This is a genomic window from Nocardiopsis prasina DSM 43845 (assembly GCF_000341265.1).
GTDB classification, from domain to species: Bacteria; Actinomycetota; Actinomycetes; order Streptosporangiales; family Streptosporangiaceae; genus Nocardiopsis; species Nocardiopsis prasina.
Genome location: NZ_ANAE01000132.1, coordinates 1 through 25,099, shown reverse-complemented (window position 1 = coordinate 25,099; position 25,099 = coordinate 1). Strand labels below are relative to the sequence as shown.

Genomic DNA, 25,099 nt, shown 5'->3' with positions numbered 1-25,099 from the left:
GGGCCGGGGCCAGCCGATGTCCACGGCCAGCGGCAGCAGGAGTTCCATGGCCGCGTCCGTGACCATCCCGGTCAGCCGCCCGGCCTCGTCGCGGACGAAGGAGCCGCCGGCCGGGTCGGGCACGTCCTCGCCGATCCCGCTCCAGGCCAGCGCGGCGGAGTTCACCACGGCCTGGTGGCCGGAGACGTGGTAGACGATGACCGGGTGCTCCGTGGTGGCCTCGTCCAGGTGGCGGCGGGTGGGACGGCCGCCCGGGTACTTGGCGTCGTCCATGGAGAAGGCGCGGATCCACTGGCCCGCAGGGGTGCGCTCGGCCTCGGCCGCGATCGCGGCGACCAGGTCGGCGGCGCTGCCCACCCGGGGGTAGCGCGCGTCCACCGCCGCCAGGGACTCGGCGGTGGAGAGCAGGTGGTTGTGCGGGTCGATGAAACCGGGCAGGACGGTCCGTCCGCCAGCGTCCACTTCCACGGCTCCGGGTCCGGCCGCGGCCCGGGCCGCCTCTACGCCGCCGACCAGACGGACCCGGCCCTCGCGTACGGCCACGGCGGGCGCGGTCGGGTTGGTGTCGTCCATCGTCAGGACGCGGGCGTTGTGGATGAGCAGACCGGTCACGGGAGGATCCTCCTCAGGAGTGGGTGGTACCGCCGTCCCGCGGGACGGCGGTACCGGGGCGGTTCGGGAGCGGGGGCCGGGTCAGGCCGAGGTGAGCAGTTCCGAGTCCTGGTAGCGGGGCGCACGGGCCAGGCAGACCACGCTCAGCACCACCATGCCGACCAGGAGCCCGACCACGGACAGGATGCTCCCGGTGGCGGCGAACAGGGCGGTGCAGGCCAGCGGGGCCAGACCGCCGAAGATCGCGCCCGCCGTCTGGTAGGCGATGGAGATGCTGGTGTAGCGGGCCTGGGGCGGGTACATCTGGGCGAGCACGCGGGCGATGGGACCGTAGACGGTGGCCATGGCGACGCGCATCACGCAGAGCATGAGGACGATGAGCAGCGTGCTGCCGGTCTCCAGGATCAGGAACTGCGGCAGGGCCAGTACGCCCACGCCCACCAGGCCGATGGTGACGACCCGGACGGTGCCGTAGCGGTCGCCCAGCCAGGACACCCCGAGGGTGACGACCAGCTCCACGAAGGCCGCGATGCTCAGACCCGTGAGGATGACCTGTTCGCTGATCCCGACCTCGGTGACCCCGTAGGCCTGGAGGAACGTGGTGACGATGTAGTAGCCGCCCACGGCCACCGGCAGCACGCCCACACCCAGCAGGAGGGTGCGCCAGGAGGTACGCAGGGCGTAGCCGAGCGGGAGGCCCCGGGGCTGGTCGTCCTGCACGGCGTCGAAGACCGGGGACTCCTCCACCTTGAAGCGGATGACCATGCCGACGACCACGAGCAGGACCGAGGCGAGGAAGGGCAGGCGCCATCCCCAGTCGTAGAGGATCTCGGTGTCCCAGGCCGCGATGAGGCCGAAGGAACCGGTCGCCAGCAGCGCTCCGGCGGGGTTGCCGAGCTGGGCGAAGGCACCGTAGAAGGTCTTGCGGTTCTCCGGGGCGTGCTCCACTGCCATGAGCACCGCGCCGCCCCACTCACCGCCCACGGCGATGCCCTGCACGAAGCGCAGGACCACCAGCAGCAGCGGGGCGAGGAACCCCACCTGTTCGTAGGTGGGCAGCAGGCCCACGCTGAACGTGGCCACGCCCATCATCAGCAGGGTGATGACCAGTGCCGACTTGCGGCCGAGCCGGTCACCGTAGTGGCCGAACAGCAGGCCGCCCAGCGGGCGGGCGAAGAAGCCCACCGAGAAAGTGGCGAAGGAGGCCATCAACCCGACCATGGGGTCGATGTCGGCCGGGAAGAACAGGGTCGCGAAGACCAGGCTCGCCGCGGTCGCGTAGATGTAGAAGTCGAACCACTCGATGGTGGTGCCGACGAAGGCCGCCACAGCCGCACGTGCGGGGTGCGGTGACGTGGGGGCGGTCCGCTCTGACATGGGAACTCCGATGGCGTGTGGCGTGGTCGTCGGCGACCACGACCGATGTGATCCGGTGTTGTTGTGACCGTAGACACCCCCCGGCCACCGGCGTCGGGTTGGTCCGCACAGGTTGTAACGTGACAAAAGTGCAGGTCGCACAGCAGGAGGGAAGGCGGGAGGTGCCCGTGGCCATCACCGTTCGCGACATCACCGCGTCACCGCACCTGGAGGTCAGCGCCTCGGCGGGGCTCGCCGGGCTGGACCGCGTGGTCCGGTGGGCGCACGTGACGGAGCTGCCCGACCCGGTGCGCTGGCTCCGCGGCGGTGAGCTCGTGCTGACGGCCGGGCTCGGTCTGGGCGGTGACGCCGCGAGGCACCGCGCCTACGTGCGGCGCCTCCACGGAGCCGGGTGCGCGGGCCTGGCGTTCGCCATCGACATCTGGCTGAGCGAGATCCCCTCCGAGGTCCTGGACGAGGGCGACCGGCTGGGGTTCCCGGTCCTGCGGGTCGAGGGCGAGACGTCGTTCGTCGCCGTGGTGGAGACCGTCGCCGACCACTACGCCGCCGAACGCACCCGTGAACAGGGCCGTGTCCTGGCGGCCCAGGACGCCATGGCGCGGGCGGCCCTGCGCTCGGGCCCGGCCGGGGTGATGCGCGAACTGGCGTCGGCCACCTCCGGCGAGTGCCTGCTGCTCGACCGCAACGCGATGACGAGTCGGGCGGTCCCCGAGCGCGAACCGGGCTGGCACTCGCTGGTGCGCTCCGAGGTGTTGGGGGCGGCGCCCACCCCGGGCATGCGGGTCCTGGCCGACGACGGGTCGGCGATCCTCCTCCAGACGCTCGGGACCAGCGGGCGCACCCTCGGCTGGGTGGCGCTGCGCTGCGACGATCCCTCGCCCAACGTCCGGGTGCTGGCCAACCACGCCGCGTCGCTGCTGGCCGTGGACCTGCTGCACTCACGCGACGCCCGGCGTGCGATGTTCGGCGAACGCGCTCCGCTGCTGCGCGCGGCAGCGCTGGGGCAGACGGTGGGGGTGCCGCTGACACTGCCCTCCCCGCCGTGGGAGGTGGTCTGCCTGCGTACCTCCGAGCCGCGTTCGCTGGACGACGCGGCCGACGCCCTGGTCGACGTGCTGGGTGACACGGAGGCGGCCAGGTCGAGCGGGCTGTGCCACCTCGGTGAGGTGCTGGTGGCGGTGCTTCCCGACACCGGCCGTCCGCACGCGGGCGAACGGTTGCTCGCCCTGGTCGAGGGCGTGTCCGCGGCGGGGGCGTGCCGTGCGCGGGGTCCGGGCGAACTCGCCTCGGCGGTGGACAGGGCGCGCGGGGCCGTCCCCGCCGAGGGGTACCGGCACATGGACGAGGCCGACGCCTGGGCGCTGCTGAGGTCGTCTGTTCCCGAGAGCGGGTCGAGGGCCTTCACCGAGGCGGTACTGGGACCCGTCGTGGAGCACGACGCGCGCAACGGGACGGAACTCGCGCACACGCTGCGCCACTACCTGGACAGCAGCGCCCATGTGGAGGAGACGGCCCGGGAGCTGGGAGTGCACCGCAACACGCTGCGGGCCAGGCTGCGCACCGCCGAACGGGTGCTCGGCCGCGACCTGCGTGATCCGCGTGCGCGGCTGGAACTGTGGACGGCGCTGAGCCTGCGACCGATGCGCTGCGCGGACGGTACCTGGCACGACTGACGGACCGGGCGCCCGCCCGACGGGGGCGGCGCCGGCGACGCCGTCACGCCGGGGCGCGGTGCCCGACGCCGGAGGGGCAGCCGGGGCACCGCGCCGCGATCACTTCCTGCGGTTGCCCGCGAGGACGGCCACCAGTTCGGCGGCGGTGGCGGAGGCGTCCAGGAGCCCGCCCACGTGCTCCTTGGTTCCCCGGCGCGGCTCGAGGGTGGGCACGCGTTGGAGGGAGTCGTGGCCCGGCAGGTCGAAGATGACCGAGTCCCAGGAGGCGGCGGCCACCTCGTCGGCGTACTTCGCCAGGCACCGGCCCCGGAAGTAGGCGCGGGTGTCCTCCGGCGGTTCGGTGACGGCCCGGGCCACCTCGGCCTCCTCCACGAGGCGCCGCATCCGCCCCCGCGCGGCCAGGCGGTTGTAGATGCCCTTGTCCCCGCGCACGTCGGAGTACTGGAGGTCGACGAGCTGAAGCCTGGGGTGGGACCACTCCAGGCCGTCACGGGACCGGTACCCCTCCAGCACCTTGAGCTTGGCGACCCAGTCCAGCTCGGTGGCCAGGTCCATCGGGTCGGAGGCCAGCCGCGACAGGACCGACTCCCAGCGGTCGAGGACGTCGGCGGTGTCGGGGTCCACATCGGTGCCGAAGCGGTCCTCGACGTACTTGCGCGCCTGGTCCAGGTACTCGCTCTGGAGCTCCAGCGCGGTCATCCGGCGCCCGTCCCGCAGCCGGACCCGGTGGGTCAGCCCCGGGTCGTGGGAGACCTCCCGCAGGTCCGCCACCGGGGTCTCCAGGGACAGGTCCGCGCTGAGGAAACCGTCCTCGATCATTGACAGCACCAGCGCGGTGGTCCCCAGCTTGAGGTAGGTGGAGATCTCGCTCATGTTGGCGTCGCCGATGATGACGTGCAGGCGCCGGTACTGGTCCGGGTCGGCGTGCGGTTCGTCCCGCGTGTTGATGATGGGACGCTTCAGGGTGGTCTCCAGACCCACCTCGACCTCGAAGAAGTCCGCCCGCTGGGAGATCTGGAATCCGCTGCCCTGGCCGTCCGAGCCGATCCCGACCTTGCCCGCGCCGCAGATGACCTGCCGTGAGACGAAGAAGGGGATCAGGTGCCGGACGATGTCGCCGAAGGGCGTCGACCGGTTCATCAGGTAGTTCTCGTGGCACCCGTACGAGGCGCCCTTGTTGTCGGTGTTGTTCTTGTACAGCTGGATCGGTTCGATCCCCGGGGTGGCCCCGGCGCGGGCGGCCGCGTCGGCCATCACCCGCTCCCCCGCCTTGTCCCACAGCACCGCGTCAAGGGGGTTGGTGACCTCCGGCGCCGAGTACTCGGGGTGCGCGTGGTCCACGTACAGCCGCGCGCCGTTGGTGAGGATGACGTTGGCCAGCCCCAGGTCCTCGTCGGTCAACTGGGTGGGGTCGGCGACCTCGCGCGCCAGGTCGAACCCACGGGCGTCGCGCAGCGGGTTCTCCTCCTCGAAGTCCCAGCGTGCCCTCCTGGCCCGTGCCGCCGAGGCGGCCAGGTAGGCGTTGACCACCTGTGTGGAGGTGACCATCGCGTTGGCTCCGGGGTTTCCCGGCACGGAGATCCCGTATTCGGTCTCGATACCCATAATCCGCCGCACACTCATGATGAGAGGTTATCCGCCGCGGACCTGTCTTGAACGCTTCCGCGCCAATTGTGGCCTAAGCGCCGTCTTCCCGGGCGTTTCGACTGGGCTTCGATGGGCGTGTCGTCGCAGTTCAGAACGGTTTCTCCGGGCTTCTCGGCACATCAAACCGGATCCGGATCCGAGGTTCCCGGACCACTCCCCCATTGTGTCCGGCAATCCCCACCAACGGCGGAGCGGGACCCGCCGAAACGCACGCGGGCCCCGCTCCGAACGATTTGCTACAGGTACTGGCCGGTGTTGGCGACGGTGTCGATGGACCGACCGGAGTCAGCCCCCTTCTTTCCGGTCACGAGAGTCCGGATGTAGACGATCCTCTCGCCCTTCTTGCCCGAGATCCGCGCCCAGTCGTCCGGGTTGGTGGTGTTGGGCAGGTCCTCGTTCTCGCTGAACTCGTCGACGCAGGCCTGGAGCAGGTGGGAGACGCGCAGCCCCTTGGACTGCTGGTCGATGTAGTCCTTGATGGCCATCTTCTTGGCGCGCGAGACGATGTTCTCGATCATCGCGCCGGAGTTGAAGTCCTTGAAGTACAGGACCTCCTTGTCACCGTTGGCGTAGGTGACCTCCAGGAAGCGGTTCTCCTCGCCCTCGGTGTACATCCGCTCCACGACCCGCTGGATCATGGCGTCCACCGTGGCCCGGGCCGAACCACCGTGTTCGACCAGGTCGTCCTCGTGCAAAGGAAGGTCCTCGGTGACGTACTTCCCGAAGATGTCCCGGGCGCCCTCGGCGTCGGGCCGCTCGACCTTGATCTTGACGTCCAGGCGGCCGGGCCGCAGGATCGCCGGGTCGATCATGTCCTCCCGGTTGGAGGCGCCGATGACGATGACGTTCTCCAGCCCCTCCACGCCGTCGATCTCGCTGAGCATCTGCGGGACGATGGTGTTCTCCACGTCGGAGGACACACCCGAGCCGCGGACGCGGAAGATCGAGTCCATCTCGTCGAAGAAGACGATGACGGGGGTGCCCTCGGAGGCCTTCTCCCGAGCGCGCTGGAAGACCAGGCGGATGTGCCGCTCGGTCTCACCCACGTACTTGTTGAGCAGCTCCGGGCCCTTGATGTTCAGGAAGAAGCTCTTGCCGACGTCCTTGCCGGTGCGCTCGGCGACCCGCTTGGCCAGCGAGTTGGCGACCGCCTTGGCGATGAGCGTCTTGCCGCATCCGGGCGGGCCGTAGAGCAGCACGCCCTTGGGCGGGGTGAGCTGGTGCTCGCGGAAGAGGTCCTTGTGGAGGAAGGGCAGCTCGACCGCGTCGCGGATCATCTCGATCTGACCGGTGAGGCCGCCGATGTCGGTGTAGGAGATGTCGGGGACCTCCTCGAGGATGAGCTCCTCGACCTCCGACTTGGGAATGCGCTCGTACACGTAGCCGGAACGGGGCTCCAGCAGCAGGGAGTCGCCCGGCCGGATCGGCTCGTCGCGCAGCGGCTCCGCCAAGCGGACGATCTTCTCGTCGTCGTGGTGCGAGATGACCAGCGCGCGCTCGCCGTCCTCAAGGAGTTCCTTGAGCATGACGACCTCGCCGACCGTCTCGAACGACTCCACCTCGACGACGTTGAACGCCTCGTTGAGCATGACCTCCTGGCCGGGACGCAGGTGGTCCAGGTCCACGGAGGGACTGACGTTCACCCGCATCTTGCGGCCGTTGGTGAAGATCTCGACGGTGTCGTCCTCGCGCGAGCCGAGGTAGATGCCGAAGCCCGACGGCGGCTGAGAGAGCCGGTCGACCTCCTCCTTGAGCGCGACGATCTGTTCGCGCGCCTCCTTCAACGTGGAGACGAGCCGTTCGTTCTGCCCGTTGGCGCCCGCGAGACTGGCCTGGGCCTCCCGCAGCCGCTCCTCCAGCAGACGTACATGTCGGGGTGAGTCGGCGAGCTTGCGCCGGACCACGCTGAGTTCCTTCTCCATGTAGGCCACCTGGGCCGTGAGCTCAGCGACTTCACGGTCCCGATCGCCCTGACGCTCGTCCTCACGTTCGGCCACGTCCGCCACCTCCCTGTAGGAACTACTCGGGAACCTACCTACCCATGCCCGTTTCCTAACCTGTAACCCCGCACGAGTGTCGTGGACCTCGTTTCGGGATCTTGCGTCCGGCCAGGTCACAGTGGTAGCGAAGGGCCCGACGTAATGAGAAAGTAACCTCTGAGGCGGGGTCGGGGCAAGCACCTCCCAGGGGTCGCGACTCCCTTGGGCCACCGGGCGCCGCCCTTTCCGGACGCGCTCGAACACGCGGAAGGGGCCCGCCCGGATCGTCTCCGGACGGGCCCCTCCACAGTCGGGTGCGGCGCGGTCCCTACTCGCCGCCCTCGGTCACCCTGCCGGACTCGGCGTCCGCCGTGGCGCTCTCGGGCGCGGCCGCCTTCGCACCGGCGTCGGCGGCCGCCTTGGCGGCCTCGTAGTCCTTGCCGTAGGCGCCCTTGGCCGGACGGCGGCGGCGCTCGGGGGCCTCCACGCCGTCGGCCAGACGGCGCGCGACCACGAGGAAGCCGGTGTGCCCGATCATCCGGTGGTCCGGGCGCACGGCCAGACCCTCCACGTGCCAGGTGCGCAGCATGGTCTCCCAGGAGCGCGGCTCGTAGAAGCGGTCGTCCGCGCGCAGCTCCTCCACCACGCGGGACAGCTGGGTGGTCGTGGCCACGTAGCAGCACACCAGCCCGCCGGGGATCAGCGCCCCGGCGACCGCGTCCAGGCACTCCCAGGGCGCGAGCATGTCCAGGAAGACCCGGTCCACGTCGGTCTCGTCGAGCTCCTCGACCAGGTCGCCCACGGTGAGCTTCCACGCCGGGTGCGGACCCCCGTAGAAGTTCTCGACGTTCTTGCGAGCGATCTTCGCGAAGTCCTCGCGGCGCTCGTAGGAGTGGACCATGCCCTGTTCCCCGACCGCGCGCAGCAGCCAGTTGGACATGGCGCCGGAACCGGCGCCGGCCTCCACCACCCGGGCACCCGGGAAGATGTCGGCCTCGACCATGACCTGGGCGGCGTCCTTGGGGTAGACGATGGTCGCGCCGCGCTTCATGGAGAGCGTGTAGTCGATGAGCAGGGGGCGCAGCGCCACGTAGGCCGTGCCGGTGTTGGAACGCACCACGCTGCCGTCGGGCTCACCGATGAGGTCGTCGTGCTCGACCTTGCCCTTGTGCGAGTGGAAGGTCCCACCCTCGCGCAGTGTGATGGTGTGCATGCGACCCTTCGGGTCGGTCAACTGCACGGTGTCGCCGTCGGTGAAGGGGCCGCGGCGGCCATGGATACCGGTCAACGTCGCTCTCGTCTTCCCACGTCGCGTTTGGTCTGGGCAGTCGCCCAGCGTATCGGCCCCCGAGCACCGCGACGAACGGTCGGTGCCCACGGACCGGGTCGAGCGGGCGTGCGAAAACCCCGCCCGTTGGGCAGTATCAGGCGTGTGGTCATCCACCACGCCCATCCGGAACACGAGGACCTCGGGAGACACGACCCATGTCACAGCAGACCACGGGCCTGGGAATCGACATCGGTGGCAGCGGGATCAAGGGCGCTCCGGTCGACCTGGTCTCCGGAGAGTTCCTGAGGGACCGCCTGAAGATCCTCACCCCCGACCGCTCGGACCCCGCCACGGTGGCCGGGATCGTCGGTGAGATCGCCGCGCACTTCCCCGAGACCGAAGGAGCTCCCCTGGGCGTCACCTTTCCGGGGGTGGTCCAGGGTGGGGTGGTACGTACCTCCGCGAACCTGGACAAGGGCTGGGTCGACACCGACGCCGGCGCCCTGTTCGCCGAGGCCGTGGGCCGCCCCGTGCGGGTGCTCAACGACGCCGACGCCGCCGCCCTGGCGGAGAACCGCTACGGCGCCGCCCGGGACGTGAGCGGTACGGTCCTGCTCACCACCCTGGGCACGGGGATCGGCACGGCGCTGGTCGTCGACGGCCGATTGGTCCCCAACACTGAGTTCGGCCATTTGGAGATCGACGGCCACGACGCGGAGTCGCGCGCCTCCTCCGGCGCCAAGGAGCGGGAGGGGCTGTCGTACCGCGACTGGGCCGAACACCGGCTCCAGCGCTACTACCGGACCATCGAGGACCTGCTGTGGCCGGACCTGATCGTCGTCGGCGGCGGAGTGAGCCGCAAGGCCGACAAGTTCCTCCACCACCTGCACATCCGCACCCCGATCGTGCCCGCGGAGCTGCGCAACACGGCGGGGATCGTCGGGGCGGCCCTGTCCGCCGCGGAGGTCTAGGGGTCCTCCGCGGCGGACCGTCAGGGGGTGAGGGGCCCCGCCCCGGGGCAGAGGCCGGGCCCCTCAGGGGTGGACACCGCCGCCCCCGCCAGGAGCACCGGCCAGGAGCCGTGACCGGCGGGGGCGTCCCGCTTCGGGTGCCGAACGGGTCCGGGACCCGCGCAGAGGGAGACTGGGGCACGAGCGCACCCAGGACACCGTTCCGACACCCGGGACCGTGCGCGCGCACAGCCCGCTCTGGGTCCGGATGCGGCGGCCGTGTGCCGCGTGCATCCGGACATGTCTGTCAGCCCTCCGCCGTGGTGGTGAGGGCACCGACGATCCTTCGGGCCGCGTCGGAGGTGCGGGTCACCGGAGTGAGCGGGACCCCACGCAGCGCCGAGGGGAGGCCCTCCTGGCAGGGCCAGCGCATCCACCACCAGAGGTCACCCCGGTGGGGGCGCAGGAGGGCGCGCTGCGGCCGGGCGGCCGGCCCGGCGTCGACCACGCCGAACACCCCGTCCTCACGGGCCTCGACACCGCGTGCCCGCAGTTCGGCGGCCAGGCCCCGCAAGGCGAGGGTGGCCAGGTCCACCCGGCACACGGCCTCGGCGGGGGTGTGCGCGCCGGACACGCCCATGGGCGGGGCACCACGATGCTCCCGTCCACTCCCGGCCAGGCTCGGACTCCCCGCCGGTGGTGTCTCAACGGTCACGTGCGCTTCCCTGCCTTCCTCCTGGGCCCGGCGCGACACGTCGTACGCCGAACCAACGACCACATCAACTTTGCCGCACTCTGAGCCGGGACTGGCACCCGTATGCGGATCACGCATCACACTTTCTTTTTCACACATAGCCACCAAGCGCTGGCGGAATCCCTAATCTAAGCTGCATGCCCCAACGAGACGGTGAACTGCCCCAGGACCTGTGGACCCGCCCGCGGATGGCCGCCGCCCTGGCCACCTGTGACATGCCGGCGGTCATCGAGGGCGTGCGCTCGGCGCGGGGGTGGTCCCAGGGCGAGCTGGCCCAGGCCCTGACGTACTCGCAGAGCTGGGTCTCCCGTGTCGTCAACGGCCAGCAATCCCTCACCGTGAGTCAGGTCCATGACCTCGCCCGGCGCTTGGAGATCCCCCTCGACCTGCTGCGATTCGGCGGGGCAGGGAGCCCTGAGGCCTCGGGCGCCATGCGCGGAGCAGGAGCGCTGGACGGCGCGAGGGAACCGGACGACGTGGGGACACGGGGGTTCGGCCTGGGAGCGCGGGAGGAGCCACCGGGTACGGGGCGCAACCCCTCCAGACGCCGGGATCCGGCACGGAGCGTCACCATGGCCCCCTCCGGTATCACCGGCGGGCGGCCCCCGGTCGGGTACGAGGGGTACCACGGCATCAACGAGACCACCGCCCCCGCACTGCGTTCCATCACCGGCGGCCAGCGCCGTATGGACGCCACCTCCCCGGCGCGGCACCTGCTGCCCGGCGCCGTGGCGCACGTGCACCTGGCCGAACAGATGCTCGGCAACGCGCGTGGGACCGCCTTCCACACCGAGCTCAGCGCGGCCGCCAGCGAGGCCTCCGGATTCGCCGCCTGGCTCAGCGCCGACCTGGGCGACATGGGTTCGGCGCGCATGCACTACCGGACCGCCGTGGTCCGCGCCCGCCAGGCCGGGATGCGCCTGCTGGACGTCTACATGCTCGGTTCCCTGGCCGCCTTCGAGATCGACGTCGCGGAGGACCCCGAGCTCGGCCTCGGCCTGGTCAGGGAGGCCGAACACGTACTGGGCCCCACCGCCCACCCCACCGCACGGGCCTGGCTCGCCTGTGTCGGGGCCCTCGCCCACGCGGGATTGGGCGACCACGTCTCCGCCGCACGGTCCATCCGACGCGCCGAACGCGAGGTGGACAGCCCGGACAACGCCCAGCCGCCCTGGCCGTGGGTGTTCGCCTTCGACCAGGCCAAGGTCGCCGGCTACCGCGCACTGGTGGGGGTCCGGCTGCGCAGCCCGCACGACGCCCGCGCCGCCTTCGCCGAGGCGGTGGCCCCGGCGCCGCGCAACGTCAAGCAGTCGGCGCTGCTCAAGGTGGAGCTGGCCTCGGCCCACGCCGAGGCCGGTGACGTGGACGAGGCCTTCCGGCTCGCCCAGGAGGCGCTGACCACCGGGGTGCGCTTCGACTCCGAACGCGTGGTGGGACGGGTCCGCTCCTTCCGCAGACGCTATCGGGGGCCCCGCGCGCACTGCGTCGAGGACCTCGACGACAGGCTTTCCTCTCTGGTTACCGGTATCCCCATCAGTGGGTAGAAAGTCGGCGAAGCGAGCAGCAGGGAGGGCATGTGATTCGTATCGGGATCACCGGACACCGCAACCTGACCCCTGACGTGAGCGGCGCCGTCGCCGATCTGGTCAAGGCTCACCTGGAACCGTACGGATGCGAGATGGTGGGCCTGTCCTGCCTCGCGGACGGCGCCGACGTCGTCTTCGCCGAGGCGGTGGTGGCCACGGGCGCCCCGCTGGAGGCGATCGTCCCCGCGACCGGCTACCGGGAGGCGCTCCCGGACGAGCACCACCCCGTGTACGACCGCCTCCTGGGGCAGGCCGTGCAGGTCCACGCGTTACCCCATGACGAGTCCGACCCCCGTGCCCACATGGCGGCGGGCCGCCTCCTGGTCGAGCGGTGCGACCAGTTGGTCGCGGTCTGGGACGGGGAGCCCGCCCGCGGCCCCGGAGGCACCGCCGACGTGGTGGCCTACGCGCACCGGATCGACCGCCCCGTCACGGTCCTGTGGCCCGAGGGGGCCCGCCGCTGATCCCGTTCCCGGTCCGCGCCAGCGGCGTCCGGGCCCGGCAGACTCCGCGCCCCCGCTATCGGCCCCCCGCGGCCCGTCCGGTCATCACCGCGTTGACGTCGGAGGCCCGCAGCACGCCCAGCACTGCACCGTCGACCTCCCGCACCAGGTACTCGGGCAACGGGTACCGGGTGAGCTCCGTCAGCAGCTCCTCGCCCTCCAGGTCCGCGGAGACCGTCGAGTGTTCCGTCAGCGCCCTGGCCACGTCCGACACCGGCACCCAGGCCCGACGCGCGTCGGTGATCGCCTCGGCCGCCGCGGGGTGCACCACGGAGACGGGCGTACCGGCGCTGTCGGTGACCACGACCGTCTCCGCCCCCGCCTCCTCGGCGCGAAGGTCGGCCTGGGCCAGCGGTGTGTCGGCCGGAACGGTCACCGCGCGGCGGGTCAGCGAGCGCGCCCTCAGCCCGGGCACCCGGGCACGGACGCGCGCGTTGTTGAGGGCCTCGGAGGCTCCCATCCACATGAACCCGGCCAGGACCAGTCCCCACACGATCGCCCACGGGCCCGGGGTGCTGCCCGCGCTCCAGGCGAACAGGAACGGCAGCGCCGCCACACCGAGGGCGAGCACGCGGCCGCCCCAGGCCGCGACCACGCTGCCGGTGTGCGGGCGCCCGGTCACCTTCCACACCCCGGCCCGCAGCAGGCGGCCGCCGTCCAGAGGCAGCCCCGGGAGCAGGTTGAACACGCCGACGAGGAGGTTGGCGATCCACAGCTGGAAGAGCAGCTCGCCGGGAACGCTGAACGGGTCGGTGAAGTGCGCGAGCACGAACGCCACCGCCGCCAGGACCAGTGAGAGCAGCGGGCCGGAGAAGGCGATCCAGAACTCCCGGCCCGGGGTGGGTGCCTCCCGGTCGATCTCCGAGACCCCGCCCAGCACGTACAGGACGATGCGGCGCACCGGCAGCCCGTACCAGCGGGCCACCAGCGAGTGCGCCAGCTCGTGCACGAGCACGGAGGCGTAGAGCAGGACCGCGAAGACGAAGGCCAGCAGGTAGGCCGAGGGCCCCAGGGCCAGGCGCGCCTCGACGATCCCGCCGTAGACGAGGGTGATCAGGATGGCGACGATCCACCACGACGCGGTGACGTAGACCGGGACGCCGAAGGGGCGGCCCAACAGTAACCCGGGGCTCTTCCGTTCACGGTCGTCGGGACGGGGTCGGGACTGGTCACTGCCTCTGCTCACGGCTCCACACTAGGCCCTGTCCCACCGGGGTCCCCGGCAGGTGGGGGCTGAGCCGCACCGCTCCGTACCCGTCGTCTCGGACCGCTCCGGGCGGGTGCGCTCCTCTCGTAGGCTCGGTACATGACCACCGCGCACCTTCCGACCGCCCTCTCGCCCTCCCGGGCCTCGGACTTCCTCCAGTGCCCGTTGCTGTTCCGGTTCCGCACCATCGACCGCCTCCCCGAGGCGCCCAGCGCCGCGGCCCTGCGGGGCACCCTGGTGCACGCGTGCCTGGAGCGCCTGTACGAGCTGCCCGCCGACACCCGGACCCCGCGCACCGCGCTGAGCCTGGTGGAACCCCAGTGGGCCCGGATCCGGGACGGCAAGCCGGAGGTCGCCGAACACCTCTTCCCCGGAGAGAAGGGGCTGGCGGAGTGGTTGGAGTCGGCCCGGGCCCTGGTCCGTCGCTACTTCGACCTGGAGGACCCCGAGCGCCTGGAGCCCCGCGAGCGCGAGATGCGGTTGGAGGTCTCCCTGCCCACCGGTCTGCGCCTGCGCGGCTACGTCGACAGGCTGGACGTGGCGCCCGACGGGCAGATGCGCGTGGTGGACTACAAGACCGGCAAGTCGCCGCACCCGCGCTTCGAGGACAAGGCCAAGTTCCAGATCTTCTTCTACGCGGTGATGATCTGGCGCGACCTGGGTGTGGTGCCCGCCCGTCTCCAACTCGTCTACCTGGGCGACGGCTCGGTGCGCTGGTACGACCCCACCGAGGAGGAGCTCGCCGCCGCCGAGGCGGAGATCGGGGACATCTGGGCACGGATCGAGGCGGCCGGTCGGGCGGGGACCTGGGAGCCCAGGCGCAGCAAGCTGTGCGGGTGGTGCGAGCACCAGGCCCTGTGCCCGGAGTTCGGCGGCACCCCGCCGCCGCTGCCGATCCCCTCGGTTGCCGGGGCCGGTCACCCCGAACACGGGTAGATCCGTGGAGTAGGACCTCCGATCGCGGGTAACGGGATGGGACCCCGACCCAGATCACGGGTGAGTCACAGCGTTTACGGCCCCGAGGACCGTCGACTTGGGGGAGAATCGGGCCGTGTCCGACTCCGTATCCGTCTCCGTCCTGCTCGCCGACGACCAACCACTCGTCCGCACCGGCTTCCGCATGATCCTGGAGTCGTCCCCCCACCTGTCCGTGGTCGGCGAGGCCTCCGACGGCCGCGAGGCCGTCCGCTCGGCCCGCAGCCTGCTCCCCGACGTCGTCCTCATGGACGTCCGCATGCCCGGCATGGACGGCATCGAGGCCACCCGCCAGATCGTCGAGTGGGCCCGCCCCCTCGGCCACCACGTGCACGTCCTCGCCCTGACCACCTTCGACCTGGACGAGTACGTCGTCGGTGTGCTCCGCGCGGGTGCCTCGGGGTTCCTCCTCAAGGACGCGCCCCCGACCGAACTCGTCTCGGCCGTCGAGGTGGTCGCCCGGGGTGCCTCCGTGGTCTCCCCCACCGTCCTGCACCGCCTGCTCGACCGCTTCGCCCCCCTCCTGCCCGCCCCCGTGGCCGACCCCGAACCCGACGAGGACCCCCTCACCGTCCGCGAACGCCAGGTACTCCGGCTCATCGCCCGCGGCTGGTCCAACGGCGAGATCGCCGGACACCTGGTGGTCGGCGAGACCACCGTCAAGTCCCATGTGGGAAGCATCCTCACCAAGCTCGGCCTGCGCGACCGCGTGCAGGCCGTCGTGCACGCGTACGAGAGCGGCCTGGTCCGCCCCGGACAGCACACGGAACAGGACGGGGCGCGCGACTCGCGGGCCCCGGGTCCTCCGTCCTGAACACCGTCACCGAACCCCGCGAGCGCCCGAGACCCGGCGCGTCGCCCACCATGTCGAAGCACGCCGATTGACAGGATGATCCGGTGACCGAACTCACCGCCGCCACCGCGGCCGGAGGGCGAACCGCGCGCACGGGCGCGGCGTCCCCCTTGGGGTTGCCGAGGCAGTACGCCGATCATCAGGGGTGCGGGCGACGGGGAGGAAACGGAGTACAGACATGCCAAGCAAGCGGGATCGCTCGGGACCGCCGAGCGAGGAGTTCATGCTCAGTCGGATGCGCGACTGGCGCGCGGAGCACGAACGCGAGCTGACCCCGGACAACCTGGAGGACGACGAGGACGTCAACTTCCCGGACGCCCGGGTGATCAACCTCGTCCTGCGTGTGGGCGAGTTGATGCTGGCCAGCGGTGAGGGCACCGAGGCCGTCAGCGAGGCCATGCTGAGCCTGTCGGTCGCCTTCGACCTGCCCCGCTCGGAGGTGTCGGTCACCTTCACCACCATCTCCCTGTCCACCCACCCCGGCGGGGACAGCCCTCCGGTCACCGGGGAGCGGGTGGTGCGCCGCCGTACCCTCGACTACTTCCGCGTCAACGAGCTGCACACCCTGGTGCAGCAGGCGGCACTGGGACTCCTGGAACTGGAGGACGCCAACGCGCGCCTGGAGCAGATCCGCCGGGCCCGCATGCCCTACCCCAACTGGCTGATCGCTGTGGGCTTCGGCCTGATCGCCTCCAGCGCCAGCCTCATGGTCGGCGGTGGCCTGATCGTGGCCACCGTCGCCTTCCTCGCCACGGTGCTGGGCGACCGCACCGCGGTGTTCCTCGCCAACCGGGGGGTCGCCGAGTTCTACCAGATGACGGCGGCGGCCGTGGTGGCCTCCTCCATCGGTGTCGGACTGCTGTGGGCCAGCACCGAGCTGGACCTGGGCCTCCAGGCGGGCGCGATCATCACCGGCAACATCATGGCGCTGCTGCCCGGGCGTCCGCTCGTCTCGAGCCTCCAGGACGGGATCAGCGGCAGTTACGTGTCGGCGGCCGCGCGGCTGCTGGAGACCTTCTTCACCCTGGGCGCGATCGTGGCCGGTGTGGTCTCCGTGGCCTACACCGCCACCCGTCTGGGTATCGACCTGGACCTGGAGAACCTGCCCTCGGCCGGGACCGCCATGCACATCCCGGTCCTGATCGGCGCGGCCGGGATCGCCATGGCCTTCGCGATCTCCCTCGCGGTGCCCCCGCGCATGCTGCCCACCATCGGTGCCCTGGGCGTCATGATCTGGCTGATCTACGCGGGGCTGCGCCTCTGGCTGGAGGTGCCCGCGGTGGTGGGCACGATCGTGGGGGCGATGGCGGTGGGCGTGGTCGGGCACTGGCTGGCCCGGCGCACCCAGAGGCCGGTGCTGCCCTACCTGATCCCGTCGATCGCGCCGCTGCTGCCCGGCAGCATCCTGTACCGGGGTCTGATAGAGATCACGCAGGGCACAGCGGTCTCGGGCCTGCTCAGTATCGCTGAGGCGGTCATGGTGGCTCTGGCGCTGGGTGCCGGGGTCAACCTCGGCGGGGAACTGGTGCGCGCCTTCCAGCGCGGCGGCCTGGCGGGGGCCGGGATGCGCGGCCGTCCCGCGGCGCGCCGCACCAGAGGCGGCTACTGACGGGGGCGCCCCACGGGCCGCACCGGGGTCCTTCGGGGGCGGTGCGGCCGAAGGACCCCGGGGAACGGGTCACCTCGAACAGAACCGATCCGGGGTGAGACGTGTCTCACTTGGTGAAGGCCAACAAGACACGCCAACAAACGTTGTCAACCTAAACCGACAACATCATGTGATGTCAGCCACTATTGTTGGCCTCAGCTCAACGAGGAGCACCCCGACGAAAGGCTCTGACATGTGCAGCCATTCACCCGCCTGCCCTTCCTTCGAGGACACCGACCGCGAGGCCGCGCGGGTCGTCTCCAGCCACCCGGAACAGGGCTGGAGTCTGCTCTGCAACGGTGTCGTGCTCTTCGACGACACCGGTGAGCTCCTCCCGGACGGCGCGGTCGTGGCCCCGCACCGCCCCCGGGTCGCCGCCTGACCCGAGCGCTCCCGAGAGCGTGCTCCGCGGGTCCGGTCCGGCCCGTCCGCTCAGCCCCCGTCCGGCCACTGCTCCGGCAGGACGTCCTCACCCATCGCCGCGCTGAGCCGGCGCCGGAAGTCGGCGTGCACGGAACTCCCCCATACGAGCTCGCTCGGCGTGCGCAGGGCCGTCTCCATGGCGGCGCGCAGGGCCGCCGGACGGGACTCGCCCTCGACGACCGGGACGGCCAGCAGGGCGTGCATCTGCGTGACGACCGCGAACAGCTCCCCCGCCAGCGCGGGCGCACTGGAGGTGGCGACCGCCTCCTCGAGGTAGGCCTCCCACCACGGTTCGGGCTGTTCCTCGCCGTCCTCCGGCCGGTCCTGGGCGAAGGGGCTGCGCAGCCGCGCCCGTACGGCTTCGGCTGTGTCCCGGTCACGGCTGTCCAGCCCCAGGCGCCAGACCTGTTCCGCGGCGTCCGGCTCCCCTCTCAGGGACAACAGGCCCGCGAGCAGTTCCACCGCCGCCCCCGAGGTGCGCGGTCGCGGGCGCGTGCCCGGTTCCCCCTCGGTCGACCCGGCGTCCACCACGGTGCCCACGTCCGCGATGGCCCTCTCCAGGTGGGTGGCGGCGCGCAGCATCCGCAGCCCGGGGTCGTCGCCCACGCTCAGGCCGCGTTCGACCGCGACGGCGGCGGCGTCCGGCCGTCCCCGCTCCAGGAGTCGGCCGGCCAGGTCGCCTGCGGCCTCCGCCACGGTGGCGGCGTGCAGACGGCTGATCGCCGCGTCTCCGGGCGGTAGCTCCAGGGCCGCCTCCCAGTGCTCCTCCGCCTCCGCCTCCTCGCCGCGCAGCTCCGCCGCGCGCGCCAGTCCATAGCGGGCCACCGCCGTGTAGGCGGGGCCTCCGAGGTCCAGCAGGCGGTGCCAGACGCGGACGGCCTCGCCGTGCGCCCCCTCCTGCTCCAGGGAGAGCGCCAGGTGGTAGGCGGCGCGGGGGGCGTAACGGGTGTCTCCGGTGGCCAGGGCGCGGCGCGCGGCCTCCCTGGAGGCGGCCGGGTCCCCGCGCTGGTCCTGCACCACGGCGAGGCCGAGCAGGGCCCTGGCCTGGACCCGGGGCGGGGGGTTGGCCGAGACGGCCCGCTGGTAGAGCTTGGCGGCCCGTTTGAGGTGTCCGCCCTCGGCGAGGTCCTGGGCCTGGTCGCACAGGTCCGAGGCGCCCTCCGGCGAGGGCACGGAGGTGCCCTCGGCGTCGTCGGGGTCCGTGGCCCTGGGTGCGGGGTCGGCGGGGTCTGCGGGGCCAGAGCGCGCGGGAGGTCCGGACGTCGTGGTCATTCGTTCCGCTTTCCATGGGGGTGTCGGGCCCGCGCGACGGGGAGCGCGGGCCACGGGCGTGACCGCGACCGGCCTCGGCGGCGGCTGTGCAAACTCTAACGCGCCCTCTCCCGGCCGTCGCGGGCCCGCGGCGGGGGTGTCGCCCTCGCCACCGGTTCCCCGTCGGCCCCGGTCCCTCGGAACACACGCCAAGGGGCGCCGCACCCTCGCGGGTGGGCGCCCCTCACAGGTTCACGCGGGCACGTGGTTCCGTACCCTCGCGGCTACAGCTCGAAGGCCTCCGGCGGCGGGCAGGAGCAGACCAGGTTGCGGTCACCGTAGGCCTGGTCGATCCGGCCGACCGGCGGCCAGTACTTGTCCTGGCGCAGCGTCGGCAGAGGGTAGGCCGCCTCCGCGCGCGTGTAGGCGCGGGTCCACTCGTCGGCGGTGACCGCCTCGGCGGTGTGCGGGGCGCCCCGCAGCGGGTTGTCCTCGGCGTCCCACTCGCCCTTGACGACGCGGTCGATCTCGCCGCGGATGGAGATCATCGCCTGGACGAACCGCTCCAGCTCGGCGAGGTTCTCGCTCTCCGTGGGCTCCACCATGAGCGTGCCGTTGACCGGGAAGGACATGGTCGGCGCGTGGAAGCCGTAGTCCATCAGGCGCTTGGCGACGTCCTCGTTGCTGATGCCGCTGGCCTTCTGGAGCGGACGGATGTCGATGATGCACTCGTGCGCGACCAGGCCGTTGGCGCCCGTGTAGAGCACCGGGAAGTACGGCTCCAGGCGCTTGGCCACGTAGTTGGCGGAGAGCACGGCGGTCTCAGTGGCGGCGCGCAGGCCGTCACCACCCATCATCCGCACGTAGGCCCAGGAGATGGGCAGGATGCCCGCCGAGCCGAAGGGAGCGCCCGAGACCGGGCCGACACCGGTGTGCGGGCCCGCCTCGGGCTGGCCCGGGTGGTTGGGCAGGAATCCCGCCAGGTGCGAGCGGACCGCGACGGGGCCCACGCCCGGACCGCCGCCGCCGTGCGGGATGCAGAAGGTCTTGTGCAGGTTGAGGTGGCTGACGTCGGCCCCGAACTCGCCCGGCTTGGCCCAGCCGACCAGTGCGTTCAGGTTGGCGCCGTCCACGTAGACCTGACCGCCCGCCTCGTGGACCAGGCGGCAGACCTCGGTGATGGTGTCCTCGTACACGCCGGCAGTGGAGGGGTAGGTGACCATGATGGCCGCCAGCTCGCCGCCGTGCTTGGCGATCTTGGCGCGCAGGTCGTCGAGGTCGACGTTGCCGTCGTCGGCGCAGGCCACGACGGCCACCCGCATGCCCGCCATGACCGCGCTGGCGGCGTTGGTGCCGTGTGCGGAGCTGGGGATGAGGCAGACGTCGCGGTGGTCGTCACCGCGCGAGCGGTGGTAGCCGCGGATCGCCAGCAGACCGGCGAGCTCGCCCTGGGAACCGGCGTTGGGCTGGAGGGAGACGGCGTCGTAGCCGGTGACCTCGGCCAGCCATCCCTCCAGGTCGCGGATGAGCGACACGCTGCCGGCCGCCTGGTCGAGCGGGGCGAACGGGTGCAGGCCCGCGAACTCCGGCCAGGTGATGGACTCCATCTCGGCGGTCGCGTTGAGCTTCATGGTGCACGAGCCCAGCGGGATCATGGTGCGGTCCAGCGCGAGGTCGCGGTCGGACAGGCGGCGCATGTAGCGCAGCAGGGAGGTCTCGCTGCGGTGGGTGTTGAACACCTGGTGGGTCAGGTAGTCGACGCCGCGCGCGAGGTCGGCGGGCAGGTGGTCGGCGTCGCCGTCCACGGTCACCGGGCCGCGCTCGGCGCCCCGGTCGGCCTCCCCGAAGGCCGCCAGGACCTTCTCCAGGTCGGCGACCGTGGTGGTCTCGTCCACGCTGAGGCCGACCGTGGTCTGGTCGACGTCCAGCAGGTTGATCCCGGCCTCCAGCGCGCGCTCGACCACCCGGTCGGCACTGGGCACGCGCACGCGCAGGGTGTCGAAGTAGGCCCCGTGGAGCACCTCGAAACCGCGCCGGGTGAGCGTGTCGGCCAGGGCGGCCGTGCGGGTGTGGACCTGGCGGGCGATCGCGCGCAGTCCGTCGGGCCCGTGGTAGACGGCGTACATCCCGGCCATGATGGCCAGGAGCACCTGCGCGGTGCAGATGTTGCTGGTGGCCTTCTCACGGCGGATGTGCTGTTCACGGGTCTGGAGGGCCAGACGGTAGGCGGGCTTGCCCGCGTCGTCCACCGAGACGCCGACCAGTCGGCCGGGCAGCTGGCGGCGGAGCTTCTCCCCCACCGACATGTATCCGGCGTGCGGGCCGCCGAAGCCGAGCGGGACACCGAAGCGCTGGGTGGAGCCCACCGCGATGTCGGCGCCCAGGTCACCGGGGCTGCGCAGAAGGGTCAGGGCGAGGATGTCGGCGGCCACCACGGCCAGGGCGCCGCGCTCGTGGGCCTCGGCGATGACGGCGCTGGGATCGCGCACCGCACCGCTGGAGGCCGGGTACTGGACCAGGACACCGTAGGCGTCGCCCTCGGGCAGGCCCCGGGTGAGGTCGGCGACGACGACCTCGATGCCCAGGGGCTCGGCGCGGGTGCGCAGGACCTGGAGGGTCTGCGGGAAGACGTCGGCGTCGACCACGAAGACGTCGCTCTTGACCTTGCTGGCTCGGCGGGCCAGGGTCATGGCCTCGGCGGCGGCGGTGGACTCGTCCAGCAGGGACGCGCCGGTGATGGGCAGGCCCGTGAGGTCGGAGACCATGGTCTGGAAGTTGATGAGGGCCTCGAGGCGGCCCTGCGAGATCTCGGGCTGGTAGGGCGTGTACGCCGTGTACCAGGCCGGGTTCTCCATGATGTTGCGCAGGATGACGGGGGGCGTGAGCGTGCCGTAGTAGCCGCGGCCGATCATCGGCGTGGTGATCCTGTTGCGCGAGGCCAGGTCACGCAGTTCCGCCAGGGCCTCGGCCTCGCCGATCGCCTCGGGCAGGTCGAGCGCGGCACTGCGGCCCGGGGAGCTGAGGATGGACGCGGGCACGGCGGCGTTCATGAGCTCGGCGGTGGAACCGTAGCCGACCGTCTTGAGCATCTCGGCGGTCTCGGCGGGGGCGGGTCCGATGTGTCGGTCCGCGAACACCCGGGCGGGGGCGCCCGGAGTGGGGACGTTCGACGGGTCAGGCACGGAGACCTCCTGGTGACAGGGCCGATCAGGTCGGCGGTGTTCCTCACGGTCTCCCCCTCTGTCACCGGGCACGACCGCGCCCAGGCTTCAGAGCGGCCTACTCCGCGCGGTCCATGGTGCCTGAGAGGTTACTGGGGAGTATTGCCCCGTCGGCGCCCCGTTGCCGAGGTCTCTCCCGCGCGGTATCAGCGGCCTGCTGACGCTCTGTATGTGTGTACAAGCAGGGCGAATGTCGGTTTTCATCCCCGTTGTGACTACGACCGTACTCGATCCTGGCCCCTGACACCGAGTCAGGGCACACCTTTCACCACGGCCGACTCACCAGTGTCGGCACGGTTTCACCCGGTGCGGCGCTCCCTGCGCCGCAGGGCCAGTTCGTCCACGGCCTGGGGGGCCGCGGCGGGAAGGTCGGCTCTCTCCTCCGCCGGGACCACACCGAGCGCCTCCTCCAGTTCGCGGGAGACGTTGGCCAGCGCCAGACCGAACATGCCCTGGCCGCGCTGCATGAGATCGACGACCTCCTCGGGCGAGGTGCACTCGTAGACGCTCACGCCGTCGCTCATCAGGGTGATGCGGGACAGGTCGACGGCGGGGCGGCCGCGCAGGTGGTCCACCGCGGTGCGGATCTGCTGGAGCGATATCCCGGTGTCCAGGAGCCGCTTGGCCACCTTCAGCATCAGGATGTCGGGAAGGCTGTACAGGGGGGCGTTGTGGGCTCCCGTGCGCACACTGGGCACCACCAGGTCGGTCCTGGCCCAGTAGTCCAGCTGTCGATAGGTGATCCCGGCGGCCGTACACGCCGCTGGACCCCGATACCCGACGTCCGTAGGCAGCGCCATCACGTCCTCTTCGCACAGTAGGCCCTGCTGCCCCGCTAGCCGCAGCGCGGACCGCCTGTCATGGTGATCCCGCTTGCCGCTCGCTACCGCCACGCCGACCTCCGGCTTCTCGTCCCACGGCGGCATCGACAGGGGAATCCACTCAGGGAACGGGCGCGCCGTGGGTTTCACAGCACTGACGGTAGGACGACCGCAGGGCAGCGTCAACGAAGGCGCGCGGCGCGTCGCCAAGTGTGCACGCCAATGGAGCCGCGGTGCCGGACCCCGCCGGGCCGAAACCCACCGAACGGTTTTCGGCTGCGCCCTCCACGACCATTCCGTTCACCCAATCTATCACCAGTGCGACCGACGAACCCGCAGGTCACGGCCGCGAGAAAGCAATCGGGGCCCGCGAAGGGCGAGCCCCGACCGCTCAGGTACCACGTTGCCCGAAATCCTCCGGCGAGATGTTGTCCAGAAACTCCCGAAACGCCTCGACCTGGTCCTCCTGCTCGTCCGGGATCGGCATCCCGGCCTCCTCGATCACGTCCTCGTGGGCGTAGATCGGGGTGCCGGTCCGCAGGGCCAGGGCGATGGAGTCCGAGGGCCGGGCGCTGACCTCCACACCGTTGCTGAAGACCAGCTCGGCGTAGAAGATCCCGTCGCTCAGGCCCGTGATGTTCACCGTCTCCAGCGCCGTGTCCAGCGCGTCCAGGACGTCGCGGAACAGGTCGTGGGTGAGCGGGCGCGCGGGCGAGACACCCTGCTGGGCGAGCGCGATCGCGGAGGCCTCCACCCCACCGATCCAGATCGGCAGGTAGCGGTCCCCCTCGGATTCCTTGAGCAGGACAATCGGTTGGTTCGAGGGCATCTCAACCCGGACGCCGACGACCTCCATGTGTTTCACAGCGGCTCCGTCCCACGAGTCGTCATGCCGGATGGGCGCTCGTCCCTGCTCCGTCGGATCAGGACCCGAGGGCGAAATCGGCACCCTTCGTTACAAAGCTGTCCGGAGGCGGGGGGCCGCAAACCTCATCGGCACACCCGCCCCCGTCGACCGTGGTCAGCGGATCGTCATCGGCGCGGCTTGGTCAGCAGGACCATCCGGAACTTGCCGATCTGGATCTCGTCCCCGCCGCCGAGTTCGGCCTCGTCCACCGGCTCGCGGTTGACGTAGGTGCCGTTGAGGCTGCCCACGTCGCGGACCCCGAAGCCGTTGCCGCGGCGGAAGAACTCCACGTGGCGTCGGGAGACGGTGACGTCGTCGAGGAAGATGTCGCTGTTGGGGTGTCGGCCAGCGGTGGTCACGTCGCTGTCCAACAGGAACCGGCTCCCGGCGTTGGGGCCCCGCCGGACCACCAGCAAGGCGGTTCCGGGCGGAAGGGCGTCGGTACTGGCGGGGTCGTCGCCGCCGAGTTCATCGCCCTGTTCCTCCTCCTCCAGCGCCTGTATACCGGAGATGGAGATGGTCGACGTGACATCTCCCGCGGAGTCGCCGGCGTTGGGCCGTGGGCTCTGCTGTTCGGCCCTGCGGACGGGTGTTCCACAGTGGGAGCAGAAACGGGCATCATCCGCAACGGCGTGACCGCACTGCGTGCAGTAAACGCTCGACATAGGTCGGCTCGGCCTCCTACCGCACGGGGCGGTGCTTGATTCGGCTGATCGGTGGCGCGTTCCGGGCGCCGGGCGGGCAAGGGGCCCACTCACCGTCCGGAACACGGTGAGTCGGTCCACTGTCGCGGCAGTGGGTCGCCTCACGCGGTCGGTCGCTAGGTCTCATCCCCCAAGTAGGACTCCTTGTCACCCCCGTTGGATGTCCGCCGTTGCCGGGATTCCCGTGGCGGGTGGTGACACGGTGCCTCAGGGAACACTCGACTTTAAACCATATCCCTGTCCAGACAGGGTTTCGCTCCCCCAGGCCCGCCGCGGACACCACGCCGGGCGCCCGCGCCGCGGGGTTCGGACGCGTAGGAACCTGGGGCCCCGCCGCGTCCGGTGACCGGCCTCGTGGGAGACCGACACCTGTTCTGGAACAGATGCCCTTCCCGGGCGTTTGGTTCTCGGTCACCCGGAGCGGATTTCCACGAACTGACCTCCCCTGCCCGGGCCTGCGACTTCGTCCACTTTATCCCCGGACCCGATGAAGGACGTGAACACCCCTGGGCAGGAGGCGGACACACCGTGTGGGCGCGGACGTCCCTTCCGTCCGCGCCCACACGCCCCCGGGGACCGGGGCCACTCCGCTAGCGCGTGTCCTTGTGAATCATTCCTCCCACCCGCCGCCCGCCACCAGCCTCAACGGACGCCTTCGGCGCGGTCTCGCGTTACCACCAGGGGCCTCTCGCCGCGCCGACGAAGCTCGGCCAGCCAAACCCGGGCGGGCCCCACTGT

At 71.3% G+C, this 25,099-nt stretch carries 20 protein-coding genes and 1 riboswitch (1 of these 21 cut by a window edge); of the genes, 8 read left to right on the top strand and 12 right to left on the bottom strand.

The features are described from left to right. Positions 1-573, bottom strand: the 5' end (the start) of a protein-coding gene (locus tag D452_RS0114195) for an amidohydrolase (RefSeq protein WP_449289518.1). Its footprint begins 975 nt before the window's first position; 573 of the gene's 1,548 nt are visible here — the first part of the coding sequence; its start codon is at positions 571-573; the stop codon falls past the left edge of the window. A gap of 120 nt (positions 574-693) precedes the next feature. Continuing rightward, positions 694-1,989 (bottom strand): MFS transporter, encoded by a 1,296-nt coding sequence (locus D452_RS0114190; protein ID WP_026129305.1) that lies wholly within the window; start codon positions 1,987-1,989, stop codon positions 694-696. 167 nt (positions 1,990-2,156) lie between these two features. On the opposite strand from D452_RS0114190, the gene D452_RS0114185 reads away from it, so the two are divergent. Further along, a complete protein-coding gene (locus D452_RS0114185) occupies positions 2,157-3,662 on the top strand; it encodes a PucR family transcriptional regulator (RefSeq protein ID WP_026129304.1) in 1,506 nt (501 codons plus the stop codon). A gap of 99 nt (positions 3,663-3,761) precedes the next feature. Here D452_RS0114185 and dop read toward each other — a convergent pair whose 3' ends face one another. The 3 genes from dop to D452_RS28300 all read right to left on the bottom strand — a co-directional run bounded on the left by dop (position 3,762) and on the right by D452_RS28300 (position 8,576). Then, positions 3,762-5,285 carry a depupylase/deamidase Dop gene (dop, locus tag D452_RS0114180; protein WP_040693812.1) on the bottom strand — a complete coding sequence of 508 codons (1,524 nt, stop codon included), beginning with the start codon at positions 5,283-5,285 and terminating at the stop codon, positions 3,762-3,764. Between the two features lie 260 nt (positions 5,286-5,545). Beyond that, positions 5,546-7,315: a proteasome ATPase gene (arc, locus tag D452_RS0114175; RefSeq protein WP_017544810.1), complete on the bottom strand. Its 1,770-nt coding sequence runs from the start codon at positions 7,313-7,315 to the stop codon at positions 5,546-5,548. Positions 7,316-7,616: 301 nt separating this feature from the next. Continuing rightward, on the bottom strand, positions 7,617-8,576 hold the full coding sequence (locus D452_RS28300; RefSeq protein WP_017544809.1) for a tRNA (adenine-N1)-methyltransferase: 960 nt from the start codon (positions 8,574-8,576) through the stop codon (positions 7,617-7,619). 197 nt (positions 8,577-8,773) lie between these two features. On the opposite strand from D452_RS28300, the gene ppgK reads away from it, so the two are divergent. Next, entirely contained in the window at positions 8,774-9,529 is a 756-nt protein-coding gene (gene ppgK / locus D452_RS0114165) for a polyphosphate--glucose phosphotransferase (RefSeq protein WP_017544808.1), read from the top strand. Positions 9,530-9,815: 286 nt separating this feature from the next. Here the strand turns inward: ppgK and D452_RS30395 are convergent, their stop codons facing one another. After that, entirely contained in the window at positions 9,816-10,148 is a 333-nt protein-coding gene (locus tag D452_RS30395; protein ID WP_017544807.1) for a hypothetical protein, read from the bottom strand. 302 nt (positions 10,149-10,450) lie between these two features. On the opposite strand from D452_RS30395, the gene D452_RS0114155 reads away from it, so the two are divergent. After that, positions 10,451-11,806 (top strand): helix-turn-helix domain-containing protein, encoded by a 1,356-nt coding sequence (locus tag D452_RS0114155; RefSeq protein ID WP_026129301.1) that lies wholly within the window; start codon positions 10,451-10,453, stop codon positions 11,804-11,806. A gap of 32 nt (positions 11,807-11,838) precedes the next feature. After that, the gene (locus D452_RS0114150) at positions 11,839-12,312 is read left to right on the top strand and encodes a hypothetical protein (protein WP_017544805.1); all 474 of its coding nucleotides are present in this window, start codon (positions 11,839-11,841) and stop codon (positions 12,310-12,312) included. A gap of 55 nt (positions 12,313-12,367) precedes the next feature. Here D452_RS0114150 and D452_RS0114145 read toward each other — a convergent pair whose 3' ends face one another. Then, positions 12,368-13,537 (bottom strand): site-2 protease family protein, encoded by a 1,170-nt coding sequence (locus tag D452_RS0114145; protein WP_026129300.1) that lies wholly within the window; start codon positions 13,535-13,537, stop codon positions 12,368-12,370. Between the two features lie 120 nt (positions 13,538-13,657). Here D452_RS0114145 and D452_RS0114140 point away from each other — a divergent pair, with 120 nt between their 5' ends. The 4 genes from D452_RS0114140 to D452_RS0114125 all read left to right on the top strand — a co-directional run bounded on the left by D452_RS0114140 (position 13,658) and on the right by D452_RS0114125 (position 17,416). Continuing rightward, positions 13,658-14,494: a RecB family exonuclease gene (locus D452_RS0114140; protein WP_017544803.1), complete on the top strand. Its 837-nt coding sequence runs from the start codon at positions 13,658-13,660 to the stop codon at positions 14,492-14,494. Between the two features lie 115 nt (positions 14,495-14,609). Then, positions 14,610-15,347, top strand: coding sequence for a response regulator (locus D452_RS0114135; protein ID WP_017544802.1), 738 nt, complete (start codon positions 14,610-14,612; stop codon positions 15,345-15,347). 217 nt (positions 15,348-15,564) lie between these two features. Further along, positions 15,565-16,995: a threonine/serine exporter family protein gene (locus D452_RS0114130; protein ID WP_239646389.1), complete on the top strand. Its 1,431-nt coding sequence runs from the start codon at positions 15,565-15,567 to the stop codon at positions 16,993-16,995. A 232-nt stretch (positions 16,996-17,227) separates the two neighbouring features. Continuing rightward, positions 17,228-17,416, top strand: a complete 189-nt coding sequence (locus D452_RS0114125; RefSeq protein ID WP_017544800.1) for a DUF5999 family protein — start codon at positions 17,228-17,230, stop codon at positions 17,414-17,416. Positions 17,417-17,466: 50 nt separating this feature from the next. On the opposite strand, the gene D452_RS0114120 is transcribed toward D452_RS0114125, so the two are convergent. The 5 genes from D452_RS0114120 to D452_RS0114100 all read right to left on the bottom strand — a co-directional run bounded on the left by D452_RS0114120 (position 17,467) and on the right by D452_RS0114100 (position 24,322). Then, positions 17,467-18,729: a tetratricopeptide repeat protein gene (locus D452_RS0114120; RefSeq protein ID WP_017544799.1), complete on the bottom strand. Its 1,263-nt coding sequence runs from the start codon at positions 18,727-18,729 to the stop codon at positions 17,467-17,469. Positions 18,730-18,992: 263 nt separating this feature from the next. Beyond that, on the bottom strand, positions 18,993-21,890 hold the full coding sequence (gcvP, locus tag D452_RS0114115; RefSeq protein ID WP_017544798.1) for an aminomethyl-transferring glycine dehydrogenase: 2,898 nt from the start codon (positions 21,888-21,890) through the stop codon (positions 18,993-18,995). A 97-nt stretch (positions 21,891-21,987) separates the two neighbouring features. Next, a riboswitch (glycine riboswitch) is annotated at positions 21,988-22,078 on the bottom strand. Between the two features lie 150 nt (positions 22,079-22,228). After that, entirely contained in the window at positions 22,229-22,729 is a 501-nt protein-coding gene (locus tag D452_RS0114110) for a MerR family transcriptional regulator (protein ID WP_049566375.1), read from the bottom strand. A gap of 412 nt (positions 22,730-23,141) precedes the next feature. Beyond that, entirely contained in the window at positions 23,142-23,615 is a 474-nt protein-coding gene (locus tag D452_RS0114105; protein ID WP_026129299.1) for a bifunctional nuclease family protein, read from the bottom strand. Between the two features lie 167 nt (positions 23,616-23,782). Continuing rightward, positions 23,783-24,322, bottom strand: a complete 540-nt coding sequence (locus D452_RS0114100; protein WP_026129298.1) for an FHA domain-containing protein — start codon at positions 24,320-24,322, stop codon at positions 23,783-23,785. Between the last annotated feature and the right edge of the window lie 777 nt (positions 24,323-25,099).